The sequence below is a fragment of the Reyranella sp. genome, assembly GCF_052439685.1.
Taxonomy (GTDB): Bacteria; Pseudomonadota; Alphaproteobacteria; order Reyranellales; family Reyranellaceae; genus Reyranella.
The window spans coordinates 286,736-303,901 of the sequence record NZ_JBQVQG010000001.1 but is presented as its reverse complement, the minus strand read 5'-3'; the positions used below and the strand labels follow the sequence as shown (position 1 = coordinate 303,901).

Genomic DNA, 17,166 nt, shown 5'->3' with positions numbered 1-17,166 from the left:
TGCCTTCAGTCCTGAAGTATAGCGCAATCATGCTGTTCAAGGCAGCCGAGGCAGCAGTCTCACGCGGGCCAGATGTATCTGGACCTGCGCCTTTCGCGGGTCGTGACGCGCGCCCGTCGACGATCCGCCGTGCGCACGCGTCGGTGATGAAGGCGATGTAGACGAAACCGGCCGAGGTACCCAGGCCTCGCGATTGTGTGAGGAGTGGACTGGAAGCCGCACCATAGGTGCCAATCTTGCGGCAAAAATTGTCGGGCGGTTGTCACGTGAGCGCTGACCTGAGAACCTGCTCATTCGTCTGGTAGCCCCCAAAAGTACTGTGGGAACGACGATGGGACAGATGAATTCGTGCGCTCAGATCGAGGCGTTTGCCATTCTATAGGAAACACAGCAATGACCGTGCCTGCCTGCTCGCCTGCCATCCAGTGGTACAGCAAGGGCCGACCGGCATCCGTTGTCCGTAGAAGGAAATCACCGGGCGGGATTCTCGATCTTCTTGAGATGGCATGCCCGGCCGGGGACGTCTCGCGCCCAGCTCTGCCCGGCATCGTCTTGCATCACGACCTGATCGGCGGAAGCCGTGTCAGTGGCGACCTGGGAGGCGGGCGCTTCGATGTCACGAGCAGAAAGGGGGATTTGACTCTGGCTGCGCCGAACTTCGCCACTTTTGCCGTTGTGGAAGCCAGTCGTCACCTTTGCAGCTTGATGTTTCCCTTGGCGCAGTGGCAGAAAATGCTCGACGAAGCCGCCAATGGCGACTTCTCTCTAGACCTTTCCCAAATCTACGGCCGAATGTTCGACTCCCCAGTCATTCGATCAGCGCTCCGGGATCTGTGGGCTCTGAGTGACGTAGAGGGGGCGCCATCGCGGCTGCTGGCGCAAGCAGCCGGGTGCGAGATACTGGCCGAACTTTGCCGATTGGCCGGCTCGCCGCTTGTTTCGGGGCGCGGAGGGCTCGCGCCGTGGGCGGAGCGTCGTTGCCTGGAATTGATGCGGGTGCGGCTTTCGGAAGACATAAGCCTCGACGAGCTGGCGGCCGAGGCACAGCTGTCGCCCTTCCATTTCGCCCGCATGTTCAAGCAGAGCCTGGGGGTGCCGCCACGCGTCTACCTCACGCGACTGAGGGTCGAGAAAGCCTGCGAGCTCCTCGAGATGACGGACCTTCCGATCACGGAAATTGCCCTGGAGGTCGGCTACTCGTCGAACCAGGTCCTCGCCCGGGTTTTCCTCAAGCACATGCGCCTGAGCCCGTCCGACTATCGTCGGGCCGTTCGCGATCCGGTGTGCTCCATCGCGCTGCCGTAAATCTGCCGCCGCCCTGCCGAAGCGTCTAATGCGGCGTGGGAAGTGCCACGGTCTGACCCGCAACATCGACCGCTACCTTACCCCGAAGTCCACGCGATCCGCCGTTTTCGAGCAGTTCATGCGCTTCGCCGATCCGAGCCAGAGGCAGTATCGCGCCAATCACCGGCTTGATCAGGCCGCGTTCGACAAGGGTTGTGATCGCGTCGAGCTTGCCGCGGTTCTGCCGAGTGAACACGAAATGATAGGCGGCATTCTTGCCCCACGCCTCGATCAGGTTTTGCGGCTGTGCGATGTCGACGATGCTGATCACTCGTCCAGCATCCGCAAGGGCGAGCGGGCTTTTCGTCAGGGTGTCGCCGCCGATGGTATCGAACACGACATTGACCCCCTGCCCATGCGTCAGGTCCGCCACGGCTGCAACATAGTCGTCGGAGGTGTGGTCGATCGCCTCGTCCGCTCCGAGCGAACGTACGAATTCATGGTTTCTGGAGCGCGCGGTCGTGATGACGCGCGCGCCCATCGCCTTGGCAAGCTGGATCGCCACAGTGCCCACACCGCCGGCGCCGCCGTGGATCAAGATCGTTTCGTGGACGGCAAGGTGGGCACGGGTCACCAAAGCTTCCCAGACCGTTCCTCCGACAAGCGTCAGGCTGGCAGCTTCCAGATGGTTGATGTTGTGCGGCTTGCGGGCGACGAGATCGACATCGGCAACGTGCTGCTCCGCATAGGAGCCGGGTCCGCCGAAGATTCTGGGCGTGTAGTAAACCTCGTCGCCGATCTCGAACTCGCTCACGTCAACTCCCCTCTCTTCCACGACGCCGGAAACGTCGTGACCGATGACCGCGGGGAGCGGCACATAGTCGACATAGTCGCCACGGCGGATCTGATAGTCCAGGGGATTGACGGCGGTGGCGTGGACGCGCACCCGTACCTGTCGCGGCCGGAGTGTCGGAATGGAAACATCGCGCAGCTCGAACGCGTCGTAGCCACCGAATTTTCCGAGGACAATTGCCTTCATGGTATCGGTCATGATTTTACCTCTTCTCAAGGCGGCTCGGGGAAACAGGAGCGGGCGAAAGCCAGCAGGTCAGGGTTGACCACGTCGGGGTGCGTGGTGAACAGGCCGTGCGAAAGACCCGGATAGGTTTTCAACGTTCCGTCCCGCACCAGCATGATTGCCTTGTGTGCCGAGTTCCCGATCGGGACGATCTGGTCGTCCCCGCCGTGCAGGAAGAGGATTGGAACGGTGATCGCTTCCAGGTCCTCGGTGAAGTCGGTCTCGGAAAATGCCTTGATACCGTCGTAGTGTGCCTTCGCGCCGCCGGCCATGCCCTGGCGCCACCAATTGTCGATCAAGCCCTGACTCATTTCAGTGCCCGGGCGATTAAAGCCATAGAACGGGCCGCTTGGGATACCCTTGTAGAACTCCGCGCGGTTCCGGGATAGCGCCTCGCGGAAGCCGTCGAATACTTCCATGGGAATACCGTCCGGGTTCTTGTCGGACCTGACCATCACTGGGGGGACCGCGCCGATCAGCGCCGCCCTGGCGACCCGGCCGGGCTCGGCCTGGGAGGCATAGCGAGCCACCTCGCCTCCGCCGGTCGAATGGCCGATATGGATGACATCACGGAGGTCCAGCACCTTCACCAATGCCGCAACGTCGGCGGCGTAGGTGTCCATGTCGTTGCCCGTGTCGGTCTGATCCGACCGGCCATGGCCGCGCCTGTCATGGGCGATCACGCGAAAGCCCTCGGACAGGAAGAACAGCATCTGACTGTCCCAGTCGTCGGCGCTCAGCGGCCAGCCATGGTGAAACATCAATGGCTGCGCGTCCTTCGGGCCCCAGTCCTTGTAGAAGAGATTGGTGCCATCGGATGTGGTGATCATGGCCATGACAGATTCCCTCCGGTCGAGCCGTGGTGCCCGTTCCTGGAAACGCCGATGGCGAGGTCGCCTCCGCGACGATGTACTTGGAGGCGTTCTGCGCCGATGTGCGGCTCGAGCGCTGAGGCCCGCAGCGCCCTCGGCATCGCGTACCCAACCCGGTGAGTCATCGTCATGATGCTTGGTTCCCGCGGCCCTTCACTGTGATGACGACCTTGCCGCGCAGTCCGTTGGCCGACCCCGCTTCCAGATAGGCATGTGCCTCGCCGACCCGCTCGAGGGGGAACGTCGCGCCGATGATCGGCTTCACCTGATTCCGTTCCAGAAGGTTGGTCAGTGCATCGAGCTTGCCGCGGTTCTGCCGCGTGAAGACGAAGTGGTAGGAGGCGTTGCGTCCCCAAGCTTCGATGAGATTCTGCGGCTGAGGAATGTCTACCAGCGTCACGATGCGCCCCATCTGGGCAAGGACGTGTGGACTTCTCGTCAATATATCGCCTCCTACCGTGTCGAAGACGACGTCGACGCCCACATCGTCAGTCGCCCGATTGACGACCTCGACGTGGTCCTCAGCCCGGTAGTCGATCGCGAGATCGGCACCGAGCCCGGAAACGAAATCGTGGTCGCGACGCGACGCTGTCGTGAAGACCCGCGCGCCCATCGCCTTCGCGATCTGGATCGCTATGCTGCCGACGCCGCCCGCACCGCCATGGATGAGAACGGTCTCACCGACCTGGATCTGCGCCCGAGTCACTAACGCTTCCCAAACCGTTCCCCCGACAAGCGTCAGGCTCGCCGCTTCCTCGTGACTCAGGTTTTTCGGTTTGCGCGCGATGAGGTCCACATTGGCGACATGCTTCTCCGCATACGATCCCTGAGTGCCAAAGATTTGCGGGGTGTAGTAGACCTCGTCTCCGACTGCGAACTCCATCACGTCGCCGCCGATCTCTTCGATCACGCCCGAGACGTCGTGCCCGATGATGGCGGGCAGCGGCACATGGTCGAAATAGTCACCGCGTCTGATCTTGTAGTCGAGCGGATTGATGGACGTCGCGTGGACGCGAACGCGGGCTTCTCGCGGCCCGACCGCTGGCACAGGTACGTCCCTAACCTCGAACATGTCGGCACCGCCGAACTGTGGGAGCACCGCGGCCTTCATCGTTTGAGTCATCTGCTGTCCTCCAGGATATTTGTCTATCGAGGTATGCCGCACCGCCTCGGCAAACCGGCGAATGCCGGCCTCGTCAGGTTTGCCGTAGGTGCACACGCCTCTCCACGTGGTGGTGACGAGCCCGGCTCTCAGCAGGAGATCGAGGTGGCTCCCCGTTCGTCCATTGCCGGGACGAGACTGTGGCGGCGATGGTCGGTCGCGGCGTCAAGAAGGGGACGGGCCTTGTTGAAAGCGCTCGCGAGGCCGGGCCCGTTGCCCGGCCGGGCGTGCCGTATCGCGAGTTCCATGACCATACTGGCCCCCGGGAGGGGAAGGGGCCTGGGCCAGCCTCGGGCCGTCCGAAAAGATCAGGCTGCGGCGACGAGCGGCGGCTCAATCGTCTCCGCGTCGCCCGAAATATCGATCGCGACCTTCCCTCGTAACCCGCGGCGCGAGCCCGTTTCCAGAACTTCGTGCCCCTCCGCGAGGCGTTCGAGGGGGAGGACGGCGCCGATCACCGGCCGCACGAGTCCTCGTTCAACGAGGTTCGTCAACTCGTTTAGCTTGCCGCGGTTCTGGCGAGTGAAGACGAAGTGATAGGACGCGTTCCGCCCCCAGGCCTCGATGAGGTTCTGCGGCGTCGCGATATCGACGAGCGAGACGACGCGCCCGAGTGGCGCAAGCACGAGCGGGCTCCTCGTCAGCGTGTCGCCGCCGATCGTGTCGAAGACCACGTCGACGCCGCGCCCGCCGGTGAGCGAGTCCACGGCGTCGACGTAATCGGTGGAGGTGTAGTCGACCGCATCGTCCGCGCCGAGCGCACGGACGAAATCACGGTCCTTGGCGAGTGTCGTCGTAATGACCCGTGCGCCGATGGCCTTGGCGACCTGAACTGCAATTGTCCCGACGCCACCCGCACCGCCATGGATGAGAATCGTCTCGCCGACGCGCAGGCCAGCGCGGCTGACGAAGGCCTCCCAGACGGTCCCGCCCACGAGCGTCAGGCTCGCCGCTTCGACGTGCGACAGGTTGCGGGGCTTGCGGCTGACGAGATCGACGTCGGCGATATGGACCTCGGCGTAGGACCCGGCGCCGCCGAAGATCTTCGGCGTGTAGTACACCTCGTCGCCGGGGGCGAACTCGGTTACATCCGCGCCGATGGCCTCGACGACGCCGGAGACGTCGTGACCGATCACCGCCGGCAGTGGCACGTAATCGGGGTAGTCGCCGCGACGGATCTGATAGTCGAGCGGGTTGATCGCCCTGGCGTGGACGCGGACGCGAACCTGCCGCGAGCGGACTGAAGGGACGGGAAGGGTTTGAATTTCGAACGCGTCGGGACCGCCGAAGCGGGTCAGGACGGCGGCCTTCATTGTGTCGGACATGCTGTCCTCCTTTCGTTGTCGAAACACGTCATCGCGGAAAGTCCGGATGAGTGAATTCTAGAGAGCGTTCTTGCGGGCTGCGGCGCGAAGACTGCCGCGAAAGTGCCGATCTTGCGGCCTTTCCGATCAGCGTTGAGAGCGCAGGACCGCGGGATCGGGACCGTTCCAGTCGGGGCCCCGACCAACTGCGAGCTCTCGGGGTGCGGCCCTTGCAAGTCCGCGCTCGGCAAGGCGGTGCACTTGGCAAAGTCGACATCGCAGCAAGATCGGCACGTTTGCGGCAGGTTCTGCGCCGCGCTGCTCGGGTATCTCCTCTACGTTCAACCCCCAGAGTTCGGCTCCTCCTCGGATGTAAAGGATGACATGATGGCTTACCGCAACGGTCTCGACTCGCTTCTTCGTCCCGAAGACTCGGTCCTCGTTCTGATCGACCATCAGCCCTATCAGCTTGCGAACCTGAACAGCCATGACCCGCAGGCGGTGGTGAACAACACGACCGCGCTCGCCAAGGTGGCCAAGGTGTTCGGCGTGCCCACGATCCTGACCACCGTCGTCGCCGCCCGGGGCGGCAACCTCTTTCCGCATATCACCGAAGTGTTCCCCGACCAGGAGGTGATCGACCGCACGTTCATCAACACCTGGGAGGATTCAAAGGTCGTCGACGCCGTCAAGGCGACGGGCCGCAAGCAGCTGATCATCGCTGGTCTCTGGACGGAAATCTGCGTTGCGATGCCGGCGATCCAGGCCGCCGGTGAAGGCTGGGACGTGACCGTCATCACCGATGCGTCGGGCGGCACGTCGGTCGAGGCCCACGAGGTCGCGATCCAGCGCATGATCGCCGCCGGCATCAACATGATGACCTGGCTGGCGCTGGCGGCCGAATGGCAGCGCGACTGGGCCCGCGCCGAGACGGCGATGCCCCTGAACGATGCCCTCAAGTACCACAACGGCGGCAGCGCCATCGCGTATCTATGGGAGCAGCAGCTGCTCAACACGCCGGTTCCGAGCAGCGCGGCCTGATCCCGGTAGGGATGGCAGGCGATCCGCACCGAACGCAAAGTGTGGATCGACCTTCGCCATCCCCCTTGCTCTGCCCCAGATCATGCTGGTGCGATGGCTGCGATGACTGCACTCGCGCAGAGTGGGCGAGCGCTCTGGCTCCAGTCATTCGGCGTGGGCATCAGCAATCCGAAGGCCGTGCTGTTCCTTGCCGCTCGGTTCTCGCAATTCTACCGGGTGGACCGTGGGCCGGCGGTTTTCGTTCTTCTCGTTTCAACCTGCGTGGTCGTGAAGTTGGTCGTTCTCGGCCGCTGCGCGCCTGTTGCCGGACATGTCGGCGCCGGCAGCCAACTCAACCGGGCTCTCGGCCACCTCGAAGGAGTAACCCGGAATGGCTATCGATGTTTTCCCGGTCGGGTTGGAATTGGACGTGTCCTATCCGAGCTTCAAGGTGTTCCTGACGCTCTTGTCGGCCGAACAATTGAAGTTCGAAATCAAAGAAGGGCCGTTCGCGCGGATCGAGACCGTCGATATCGAGGTCAATCCGCTCGGCAATAGCATCTTCGCGGTTAGCTGGCAGGAAAAGGACGGTGCGACCGTCACGAATGTTCAGGACTATGATCGGGGCGTGGTCCATTCGTTCGCCACACTGCCCGATGGCCAGTTCCTGCGAATGACCGGTTCGATTGTCGTCACGCGACCCGCTGATCGCACTTCCGATGATCGCCCTCATCGCAACAGAGCGCTCGTGCTGGATGCAATGACATCGCTCTTCCAGCGCCACGACACCTCGTCGGTCGACCGACTCTACGTCCAGGACTACATCCAGCATAATCCGCAGATTCCCCAAGGTCGGGACGCCTTGCGGAGTGTTGTCGAGACCCTGTCGCCATCCGTGCATTACGAGCCGGGTCTGATCATCGCCGAAGGAGACCTCGTCGCCATCCACGGCCGGATTCGCGGCTGGTCTGAGGAGCCCCAGGTCGTCATCGACATCTTCCGGGTCCAGGGTGGCAAACTGGCCGAACACTGGGACGTCTTGCAGACCGAGGCCCCCGCAGCGTCCGGCACTGCCGGCCTCTCGATGTTCGATCCCGACGAAAGCGCGCACCAGCCTAGATCGGAAGTCGCACTAGAGTCCGGGCGGCCGGCGGCCCGTCGCACCTAACCTTCCAGATGGGCGCCGCTTCGCTCGATAGGGTCGCAATGAAGCCTTCCATCGAACTTCTGGGCAGCGAAGTCGCGCCCATCGTCAGGGTGACGGGTTCGTGAAAAAGGCCACTAGAAGAAACGTTCTGGCGAATTACGCGGCAACGAACGTGATGGCAGCAGAGAGCCACGTGCTATCGGACAGCGGAAAAGTGAGAGTGCAAACATGAAAAGGCGCAATGCCGTATTTCCTGCCAACCGACGTGCACTTTACGAGGCGCACGGTTACTCGGCCGCTATTGCGTCGAGCGGCCTGTTGTTCGTCTCGGGGCACGTGGGGAGTCGTTCCGATGGTTCACCGGAACCGGACTTCGCCGAGCAGGTTCGTTTGGCTTTCTCCAATCTCGAGACGACGCTGGTTGCGGCCGGCTGCTCGTTCGACGACATCGTTGATGTCATGACCTTCCATACCGATCCGGAAAACCAGATTGAAACGGTTATGGCCGCAAAGAGTCGAATCTTCTCGAAGCCACCCTATCCTAACTGGACGGCGGTCGGCGTTAACTGGCTCGCCGGATTCGACTTCGAAATCAAGGTGATCGCCCAGACGCCCGATTGGTGATCCGGAGCCGAGTGCCGCCGAAACGCATCGTGCCAGCGAGACGCTTGGCGGCTTGGACATGCCGAGCAGGGGGGGCCGCGGGCAAGCGGCCTATTGGGTGTCGCTGCAGTGCAATAGAGCGCGCCGGGTCGCGAACGGCCCGACGATAGTCGGACGGAGTCAGGCGCATGTGCTTGAGGAAAACCCGGGCGAGGACCTGGTTCGACGAGTAGCCGACCTCCAGGGCAATCTCCGTGATCGGAAGATCCGTCATCTCGAGGAGTTCGCAGGCTTTCTCGACCCTCAGTCGCGTGAGGTAGACGCGTGGCGGCACCCCCAGGCTTTGCTTGAACATGCGGGCGAAATGGAACGGCGACAGCTGTGCCTCGGCCGCCAGCTCGTCGAGGCTTATGTCCTCCGAAAGCCGCGCCTGCATCAACTCCAGACAGCGCCGCTCCGCCCAGGCGGCAAGACCGCCTTTTGCCGGCGCGAGCGGTGCGCCGCCCAGGCGGCACAACTCGGCAAGGATCTCGCAGCCGGCCGCTTGCGCCAGCAGCCGCGATGGCGGACCCTCTACGTCACTCAGAGTCCACAGATTGCGGAGCGCCGATCGGATGGGCGGAGAGTCGAACAATCGGCCGTAGATTCGGGGAAGGTCGACAGAGAAATCTCTACTGGCGGCCTCGCCGAGCAATTTCTGCCACTGCACCATCGGAAACACCAGGCTGCGAAGCCGATGGCTACCGTCATTGATCACCGTGGTCGCGAAGTTCGGCGCAGCGACGGCGAGCGTTCCTTTTCCGCTGGTCACATCAAAGCGACCGCCTCCCAGGTCTCCCCGGACACGATTGCTGCCAAGCATGTCCTCGATCAGCACGATGTCCGGCAGGGCCGGCCGCGACATGTCTCCGGCTGGTCGCTGCACCTCCAGAAGGTCGAGAACCTTCCCCCGGGATTTCATCATGCGCAGGTACGACGCATGTCGGCCCTCGCTGTGCCACTGGGCAAATGAAGAAAGGGCGCGAGCTGTCATGGCCGCTCTTTCAGCGCCGGACGCGCGCGAAAGGGACGTCCACCTCACTGGGGGCAACAGTTAGATCAAGATGGATAGGCCGGTACCGCAATTGCCGTAACTCCTATGGCCTGCCGTCGATTAAATATGCGCGAAGGACGCACATAGATTCGGCCCATTCCCGCAACCCATCAATACGATCGGCGCAGTTCGCTCCGTGATTGCAGGGACAACATGGTGAGCGCTCGGCTCTCGCGCCAGTGCACACGTACTGTCACCGCAAGATCGGCACCAGCGCGGCAGCTTCAGCGCCGCAAGGCGCAGCGACGCTCACTAAGGTTCATTCATCCGGACTCTTCGCGAGACGCCAGATCATGAAGCCCTTTAACCGTATGTCATCTGCCGTTCGTCGGCCTCTGGATCGGCGCCATCCATAGCCTGTGTCAGCCCGTTCGCCGCGCCGCCGATCATCGCACCACTCGGACCCGAGGCATCCCTGCAGGAGAAGACAGGGTTCGGTGCTCGAGAAGTATCCCAACTCAAAAGGAGAGCAGAGGTGTCCGTCAAACTCGAAGTGCTGACCCCACAGAACAGCCAGATCATCTTCATCGATCACCAGCCGCAGATGGCGTTCGGCGTCCAGTCGATCGACCGCCAGGTGCTGAAGAACAACGTCGTAGGTCTCGCCAAGGCCGCGAAGGTGTTCGGCATCCCGGTGACAATCACCACCGTCGAGACAGAGAGTTTCTCCGGCCACACCTATCCGGAGCTGCTGGCTGTCTTCCCCGATCGTCCATTGCTCGAGCGCACCTCGATGAACTCCTGGGATGACCAGAAGGTGCGGGATGCACTCAAGACCAACGGACGGAAGAAGGTGATCGTCTCCGGGCTCTGGACCGAGGTCTGCAACAACACCTTCGCCTTCTCCGCGATGAGCGAAGGCGGCTACGAGATCTATATGGTCGCCGACGCCTCGGGCGGGACCACCAAGGAAGCGCACGACTACTCGATGCAGCGGATGATCCAGGCCGGAGTCGTGCCGGTCACCTGGCAGCAGGTTCTCCTCGAATGGCAGCGCGACTGGGCGCGCCGTGACACCTATGACGAGGTCATGGACATCGTGCGCGCGCATTCCGGAGCCTACGGCATGGGCGTCGATTACGCATACACCATGGTCCACAAGGCGAAGGAGCGCGTGAAGCACGGCGCCCGCCTCGATCCCGTGGCGGCGGGACCAGCGGCGGCGGCCGCCGAGTAGCAAGCGAATGCACCGACCCCGACGGCCCGATCTACCCCCAGCCGTCTAGCCCCCGGTCGGTGCATCTGGCGGGCCTGCACCACCCAGCAGGCCCGCCCCCTTTCTTGAAACCGGAGAGACGAACACAGCGAGGACGCGGAACATGCGCGAGACCCGATGGAACTCCTTGGCAGGCGCCGCGAGCGTCACCCGCCGGCAGGTGACGCAGTCTGGCGCCACGCTCGGCGCGCTTGCCCTTCTCGCGCCTCGCTGGGCGCGCGCGCAATCCAACGAGAAGGACGGCATGGCCAACACGATCATCGCCAACGCGCGCGTGACGACGCTCGACCGCGCCAATCCAGAAGGCCAGGCCCTCGCAGTCAGGGACGGGCTGGTCCAGGCGGTGGGGCCGCGCGACGAGATCATGCGGCTCGCCGATCGCAAGACCCGCGTGATCGACGCCGGCGGACGGCGGGTGATCCCGGGGCTCAACGACAGCCACACGCACCTCATCCGTGGCGGGCTAAACTACAATATGGAGCTGCGGTGGGAGGGCGTCCCTTCGGTCGCGGACGCGCTCCGCATGCTGAAGGAGCAGGCCGAACGCACCCCGGCGCCGCAGTGGGTCCGCGTGGTCGGCGGCTGGTCCGAGTACCAGTTCGCCGAGCGACGCATGCCGACGCTTGACGAGATCAACGCTGCCGCGCCCGACACGCCGGTCTTCATCCTGCACCTCTACGCCCGTGCGCTCCTCAATCGCGCTGCGCTCAATGCGCTCGGGATCACCAGGGACACGGCCAACCCACCCGGCGGCATGATCGAGAAGGACGCGCGCGGAAACCCGACCGGCATGCTGATCGCCAAGCCCTCGGCGCTGATCCTCTACTCGACGCTGGCCCAGGGTCCGAAGCTGCCGCTTGAGGATCAGATCAACTCGACGCGCCACTTCGCGCGCGAGCTCAACCGGCTTGGCATCACCAGCGTGATCGACGCGGGCGGCGGCGGGCAGAACTATCCAGAGGACTACCAGGTCATCCAGCGCCTGCATGACGCCGGCGAACTGACCGTGCGGATCGCCTACAACCTCTTCGTGCAGAAGGCGGGCGAGGAGCTGTCGGACTACGAGCGCTGGGTGGAGATGACCAAGCCCGACGCGGGCTCGGCTTTCTTCCGGATGAACGGCGCGGGCGAGAACCTGGCCTGGTCTGCGGCGGATTTCGAGAACTTCCTCGAACCGCGCCCTGACCTAGCGCCGACAATGGAGCGCGACCTCGAGAAGATCGTCGAGTTGCTCGCGACGAATGAGTGGCCGTTCCGCATTCACGCGACCTATGACGAGTCGATCGACCGCTTCCTCACCGTCTTCGAACGGGTCAACCAGAAGCAACCCTTCAAGACCCCCTTCATCATTGACCATGCCGAGACGATCTCGGACCGCAACATCGAGCGGGTTAAGGCGCTCGGCGGTGGCATCGCCACTCAGCACCGCATGGCCTTCCAGGGCGAATATTTCGTCGAGCGCTACGGTGCCGAAGCCGCGCGGCTGACGCCGCCGATCGCGAAGATGCTGGAGATGGATGTCCCCGTCGGCGCCGGGACCGATGCGACGCGTGTCGCCTCCTACGATCCCTGGGTCAGCCTCTACTGGCTGACGACTGGCAAGACGCTCGGCGGCACGCCGCTGTATGGCGAAGAGAACGTGCTCGATCGCGAAACCGCGCTCAGGCTCTGGACGCAAGGGTCCGCCTGGTTCTCGGGCGAGCAGAACGTCAAGGGCACGCTCGCGCCCGGACAGTATGCAGATCTTGCGATCCTTTCGGCGGACGTGATGTCCGTCCCTCCGGAAGAGATCCGGCGCATCAACGCGGTGATGACTATGGTCGGCGGCGAGGTGGTCCATGGCGAGAAGGATTTCGCGGATCTCGCACCGCCGCTGCCGCCGGCGAGCCCGTCATGGGCGCCGGGTGGGGCGTTCGCGAGCCCCGGCATGCGGTTCGCGTCCCTGCAACCGTCTGTCCGGCACACACGCAGCTGCCATGATGGGTGCGCCAGCGCCTGCGGCATCCACGGCCACGACCACCGGATCGCGTGGACCAACCCGATTCCCGTGCGCGACCTCAAGTCCTTCTGGGGCACGCTCGGCTGCTCCTGCTTTGCGGGGTGAGGCGCTCATGACAGTCGCTTCGCCTACCCCGACCAGCGACCCGTCCGCATCATCTGCGGGATCGGCTTGGGCGCCGTTTCGTCACCGCGCCTTCGCGCTGCTGTGGGTGGCGACGCTGATCTCCAACATCGGCACCTGGATGCACGATGTCGGCGCGGGCTGGCTGATGACGACACTGAACCCATCGCCGGCGATCGTCGTGCTGGTGCAGGCGGCGACGACTGCGCCGATCTTTCTCTTCGCGCTGTTTGCCGGTGCGCTGGCCGACCGGGTCGACCGGCGGCGGTTCCTGCTCCTCGTCAATCTCATCCTCGCCGGCATCACCAGCGTCATGGCGGTGCTGACTGCGGCCGGAGCGATGACGCCGGCGCTGCTCCTCGCCTTCACTTTCGCGATCGGCACCGGAGCCGCGCTGATGGCGCCGGCCTGGCAAGCGGTGGTGCCGAGCCTCGTGCCGCGCGCGAGCCTGCAGCCCGCGATCGCGTTGAACTCGATGGGCATCAACATAGCGCGCGCCATCGGTCCAGCGCTCGCCGGCTTCCTGATCTCCGCGGTGGCGCTGTCGGCGCCGTTCGTCGTCAACGCCACGAGCTATCTCGTCATCATCGCCGCGCTCTTGCTTTGGAAGCCGCAGGCCGGCCCGGCGACGACCCTGCCGCCCGAGCCGCTGGTCGGCGCGATGGCGACCGGGCTGCGGCACGCCAGCCGCAACGGCGCGCTCAAGGGGACGCTGGTTCGTTCGTTCGGCTTCTTCACTTTCGGGAGCGCCTATTGGGCCCTGTTGCCGCTCGTCGCGCGTGGGCTCGAGGGCGGTGGGGCCGAACTCTACGGCGTGCTCCTCGCCGCGATCGGCGGCGGGGCGGTGGCGGGCGCATTGGCGCTGCCTTCCATTCGCAACCGGATCGACGCCAATCGCCTCGTTGCCGCCGGCACGCTCATCACCGCCGCTGCGATGGTGCTCCTCGGCCTGGCAACCAGTGCCACCATGGCCTTGCCCGCCTCAGTGCTCGGCGGGTTGGGCTGGATTACGGTACTCACCAGCCTCAACGTCTCGGCACAGACCGCGCTCCCCAACTGGGTGCGCGCCCGCGGTCTCGCCATCACCTTGATGGTGTTCTTTGGGTGCATGTCCGTGGGCTCCGCCGCCTGGGGCCAGGTGGCGACGGCGACGTCGATCCCGACCGCTCTCCTGATCGCCGCCGCGGGCGCCGTCCTCGCCATCCCGCTGACCTGGCGTGCAAAGCTTGGCCAGGGGGAGTTGCTCGATCTCACCCCCGCGATGAGCTGGCCCGAGCCGGTGATAGCGGAGAGCCTCCACACCACTCCCGACCGGGGGCCGGTGCTGGTGACGATCCGCTACCGGGTCGACGAAGGCGATACGGAAGGCTTCCTCGCCGCAATGCATGAGGTCTCGGGCGAGCGTTACCGCGACGGCGCGCACGACTGGGGCATCTATCAGGACGCGGCCGAGCCTGGAGCATGGGTCGAATGGTTCTTCCTGCCGAGCTGGGCCGAGCACTTGAGGCAGCACGAGCGGGCGACGAAGCACGATCAGGATATCCACGCCCGGGCGCGTGAGTTCCACCGCGGCGCCGAACAGCCAGCGGTGAGCCACTTCCTGGCGCCGCTCCATTCCGTACAGATCGTCGCGAAGACAAAGAGAGGCGCCCCATGAATGTCGCGGTCGGGTTGTTGCTCGCCCTGGCTATTGGCGTCGGATGCCGCTGGTTCGACCTGCCGCTCCCCGCGCTGCCCCTGATCGTCGGCGCGCTGCTCGCTGTTTTCATGACGCTCGGCTTCCTCGTGGCCGACCGTGCCCTCGCGCAAATGGAGAGCGGCGGATGACACGCCTCACACCGGTCGCCGGCGACCAGCGGATAAGCAGAGCGTCTGCCCTCGGGCTCTTGATTGCGCGTCTCTGCCTCGCGGCGGTATTCCTCTACAGCGGCGCGGCGAAGCTCATCTTCTGGTCGGGCGGGCTCGAGGAATTTGCTGCACTCGGCCTGCCTGTGCCGGTGCTGGCTCTGACCGCGACGATCGTCCTTCAGCTCGGTGCCGGTACAGCGCTGGCGATCGGCTGGTGCAGTGGTCCAGCGGCGCTGGCGCTGGCGGCTTTCACGGTTGCAGCGACGCTCGTCGGCCATCCTTTCTGGACCTTCCAGGGCGCCGACTTCCATCGCCAACTCACGACCGCGCTGGAGCATCTCGCCATCGTCGGCGGCCTGGTCGCCATCGCAGCTACGGGATCCGGTCCATTCCGTCCTTGAACTTGGTTACTTGCGCGTCATCAGCGATGATTGCGTCGCACTCGGCGCGGACTTCGGAGTGCCCAGCCATTCCGACAAGGAGATCCATCTCCCATGCTTCTCGAGGGCGCGCTCCAGAACATGGACGGTCTCGGTTAGCGGATCGGTCACCATGTGTGACGGATCGGGGCCTCGTCGCAGCCCTATCGTGCGAGCACTGGCTCCCTGCTGACGGTGCCCGCGTCGCCAATCCATTCAGAATCGTATCAGGGCCTCGAGAGCGAGAAAGTGGACCGTCTGAGAGGGGCCCGTCTCGGCGATGAACGGCCCCGGCAGGAACAGCGAGTAGGTCGCTCCGAGGGAGAGCCAGCGAAGCGGCTCCCAGCCAAGCGCCACGTCAGCTTGGGTACCGATGTAGCGGGCGGAACTGCCGCCCGCTGGTCGGACGAGATTGCCGGCAGCGTTGTACACGCCGTCGCCGAGGCTCTCTCGCCAGTACAGAACGGCTGCGCCCTGGAGTGTCCATTGCTCGCTCAGGCGAAGCGACAGGGTTGGGTGTATGTCTATCAGATTGTAGGGGCCGATCAGCCCGATCGTCCCGAAGTAGTTTCCCTTTGGAAACATGGGGTTGAACGTCTCTAGAAGGGGGCTGTCCGGGCTGCTGTCGCCGCTGATGATGTTGGCTTTCAGTCCGATGCGCGGCGTGAACGGCGTCTGCAGGAACGTATAGCCCGTGTCGGACGCGACGGACCATGCGCTGATGTTTTCGGCGTTGAAACGCCCGAACTGGAAAGCGGCCTCGAAGTTCCAATCCCATCCGTCCTTTCCGCCGAACAGGCGGCTGCCCAGCGTGTGTCGCAACTCGTTTCCAATGCCCTGCTCGAACTCCGCTTCGGCGTTCGAGTACCCGATATAGTAGAGATCGATTCCTGAAACGGGACTGATTTCGGGGAGTCTGCGGGTAGCATATAGCGACCACAGGGCCTTGTTCCGGTCGAAGGAGTCATTGAAGCTTTCAATTCTGTTCTGGACGGGTCGAGCGTAGAAGGCGTCGACTCTCCAAGGGGGCGCCAGCAGTGAGGACAGTCCGGCGTCGAAAGAGCGAGGCACATTCGGGCCCCACCGGGCACCGATCAGCCGTTCGCTGCCATATGACAGGATCTGTCGACCTCCGCGCAGCATGATGTCGGCGCCGCTGTCCAAGGGCACTCTGAATTCGGCGAAGCCTTGGAGGAGTTCGAAGCCGGTATTCTCGACACCGGAAGCGGGCGTTTCCCCGCCTGTTGCCCAGGCACCGATCAACTGCCCGAACAGCCGCACGTTGGGCCCCAGATGGAGGTCAGCATACGGCAGTGCTCGATACCATTCGTAACTGTCGAACGCTACTTCGCCCCAATTGAAGTTCCAGTACATTTCCGTCCTGAACCGCAACTCCATGCCGAACGACAGGTAACTGTCTCCGGCCGGATCGAGCGGAATGTGCTTGAAGCGCTCCCACCATGCTCCGGTCCGGTTCAGGTCGTCGCGTAGATAGGAGTAATTCTCGTCATAACGGAGGGGCGTAAATCTTGGAGGAGGGGACGCCGCTTTCCCTGAGGCGCCGGGCGGTTGGGCGCTCGCGTCGGCAGAGATGGTGACGACAATGAGGGCGGCCGTTGCGGCGAACACTGCGAGAAGGAGACCTCCTACGGAGGCGCCTTTGAAAGACCCGCCGAGATTGGCCTGCCGCGGCTTCCGCTGCCTCGCGTGGTTGAGCATGTCGTCGGAAACCCCAGGGTGAGGCCGCTCATGCGTAACTAGGCCGGCGGTGGCGACCGCGGTGGGACGGGAGACTTGCCGCCGACGCATCGAGCGCACGATTTTCAGAGTCCCCCCGCGATTGAGCATGTGACCGTGACGAAAGGTCATGGGCATATCCGTTGCGGAGTTGAGGGTGGGTCCATCGCAAGGCGCGCCGCCTCTTACGGTCAAGCGGCGTCACGTGGCATTAGCAGGCGGCCCAACCAGCGGCGGCGCAGAAGCTGCCGCGGAGGTACC

General features: G+C 64.0%; 15 protein-coding genes. 9 read left to right on the top strand and 6 right to left on the bottom strand.

Going from position 1 to position 17,166, the window contains the following annotated elements; translation table 11 throughout:
- Window positions 1–393: 393 nt before the first annotated feature.
- Window positions 394–1,305 carry a helix-turn-helix domain-containing protein gene (locus ACT6UX_RS01425; RefSeq protein WP_444773353.1) on the top strand — a complete coding sequence of 304 codons (912 nt, stop codon included), beginning with the start codon at window positions 394–396 and terminating at the stop codon, window positions 1,303–1,305.
- 25 nt (window positions 1,306–1,330) lie between these two features.
- Here the strand turns inward: ACT6UX_RS01425 and ACT6UX_RS01420 are convergent, their stop codons facing one another.
- The 4 genes from ACT6UX_RS01420 to ACT6UX_RS01405 form a co-directional block, all read right to left on the bottom strand.
- Window positions 1,331–2,335, bottom strand: coding sequence for a zinc-dependent alcohol dehydrogenase family protein (locus ACT6UX_RS01420; RefSeq protein WP_444773352.1), 1,005 nt, complete (start codon window positions 2,333–2,335; stop codon window positions 1,331–1,333).
- A gap of 14 nt (window positions 2,336–2,349) precedes the next feature.
- Window positions 2,350–3,198 (bottom strand): alpha/beta fold hydrolase, encoded by an 849-nt coding sequence (locus ACT6UX_RS01415; RefSeq protein WP_444773351.1) that lies wholly within the window; start codon window positions 3,196–3,198, stop codon window positions 2,350–2,352.
- A 163-nt stretch (window positions 3,199–3,361) separates the two neighbouring features.
- Window positions 3,362–4,357 (bottom strand): zinc-dependent alcohol dehydrogenase family protein, encoded by a 996-nt coding sequence (locus ACT6UX_RS01410; protein WP_444773678.1) that lies wholly within the window; start codon window positions 4,355–4,357, stop codon window positions 3,362–3,364.
- Window positions 4,358–4,704: 347 nt separating this feature from the next.
- The gene (locus ACT6UX_RS01405) at window positions 4,705–5,721 is read right to left on the bottom strand and encodes a zinc-dependent alcohol dehydrogenase family protein (protein ID WP_444773350.1); all 1,017 of its coding nucleotides are present in this window, start codon (window positions 5,719–5,721) and stop codon (window positions 4,705–4,707) included.
- 366 nt (window positions 5,722–6,087) lie between these two features.
- On the opposite strand from ACT6UX_RS01405, the gene ACT6UX_RS01400 reads away from it, so the two are divergent.
- From ACT6UX_RS01400 to ACT6UX_RS01390, 3 genes are all read left to right on the top strand, one after another.
- The gene (locus tag ACT6UX_RS01400) at window positions 6,088–6,741 is read left to right on the top strand and encodes a hydrolase (protein WP_444773349.1); all 654 of its coding nucleotides are present in this window, start codon (window positions 6,088–6,090) and stop codon (window positions 6,739–6,741) included.
- 370 nt (window positions 6,742–7,111) lie between these two features.
- Window positions 7,112–7,888: a nuclear transport factor 2 family protein gene (locus tag ACT6UX_RS01395; RefSeq protein ID WP_444773348.1), complete on the top strand. Its 777-nt coding sequence runs from the start codon at window positions 7,112–7,114 to the stop codon at window positions 7,886–7,888.
- 207 nt (window positions 7,889–8,095) lie between these two features.
- The gene (locus ACT6UX_RS01390) at window positions 8,096–8,491 is read left to right on the top strand and encodes a RidA family protein (protein ID WP_444773347.1); all 396 of its coding nucleotides are present in this window, start codon (window positions 8,096–8,098) and stop codon (window positions 8,489–8,491) included.
- On the opposite strand, the gene ACT6UX_RS01385 is transcribed toward ACT6UX_RS01390, so the two are convergent.
- The gene (locus ACT6UX_RS01385) at window positions 8,460–9,503 is read right to left on the bottom strand and encodes a helix-turn-helix domain-containing protein (protein ID WP_444773346.1); all 1,044 of its coding nucleotides are present in this window, start codon (window positions 9,501–9,503) and stop codon (window positions 8,460–8,462) included. The two genes, ACT6UX_RS01390 and ACT6UX_RS01385, sit on opposite strands and share 32 nt — an antisense overlap.
- A 535-nt stretch (window positions 9,504–10,038) precedes the next feature.
- Between ACT6UX_RS01385 and ACT6UX_RS01380 the strand changes: the two genes are divergently transcribed.
- The 5 genes from ACT6UX_RS01380 to ACT6UX_RS01360 all read left to right on the top strand — a co-directional run bounded on the left by ACT6UX_RS01380 (window position 10,039) and on the right by ACT6UX_RS01360 (window position 15,150).
- Entirely contained in the window at window positions 10,039–10,740 is a 702-nt protein-coding gene (locus ACT6UX_RS01380) for a hydrolase (protein ID WP_444773345.1), read from the top strand.
- A gap of 142 nt (window positions 10,741–10,882) precedes the next feature.
- On the top strand, window positions 10,883–12,883 hold the full coding sequence (locus ACT6UX_RS01375) for an amidohydrolase (protein ID WP_444773344.1): 2,001 nt from the start codon (window positions 10,883–10,885) through the stop codon (window positions 12,881–12,883).
- A 7-nt stretch (window positions 12,884–12,890) separates the two neighbouring features.
- Window positions 12,891–14,558: an MFS transporter gene (locus tag ACT6UX_RS01370; RefSeq protein WP_444773343.1), complete on the top strand. Its 1,668-nt coding sequence runs from the start codon at window positions 12,891–12,893 to the stop codon at window positions 14,556–14,558.
- Window positions 14,555–14,728 carry a DUF1427 family protein gene (locus ACT6UX_RS01365; RefSeq protein WP_444773342.1) on the top strand — a complete coding sequence of 58 codons (174 nt, stop codon included), beginning with the start codon at window positions 14,555–14,557 and terminating at the stop codon, window positions 14,726–14,728. Before ACT6UX_RS01370 ends, ACT6UX_RS01365 begins: the two co-directional genes overlap by 4 nt.
- On the top strand, window positions 14,725–15,150 hold the full coding sequence (locus ACT6UX_RS01360) for a DoxX family protein (protein WP_444773341.1): 426 nt from the start codon (window positions 14,725–14,727) through the stop codon (window positions 15,148–15,150). The genes ACT6UX_RS01365 and ACT6UX_RS01360 overlap by 4 nt, the downstream gene beginning before the upstream one ends.
- 234 nt (window positions 15,151–15,384) lie before the next feature.
- Here ACT6UX_RS01360 and ACT6UX_RS01355 read toward each other — a convergent pair whose 3' ends face one another.
- A complete protein-coding gene (locus tag ACT6UX_RS01355; protein ID WP_444773340.1) occupies window positions 15,385–17,037 on the bottom strand; it encodes an alginate export family protein in 1,653 nt (550 codons plus the stop codon).
- Window positions 17,038–17,166 lie beyond the last annotated feature (129 nt).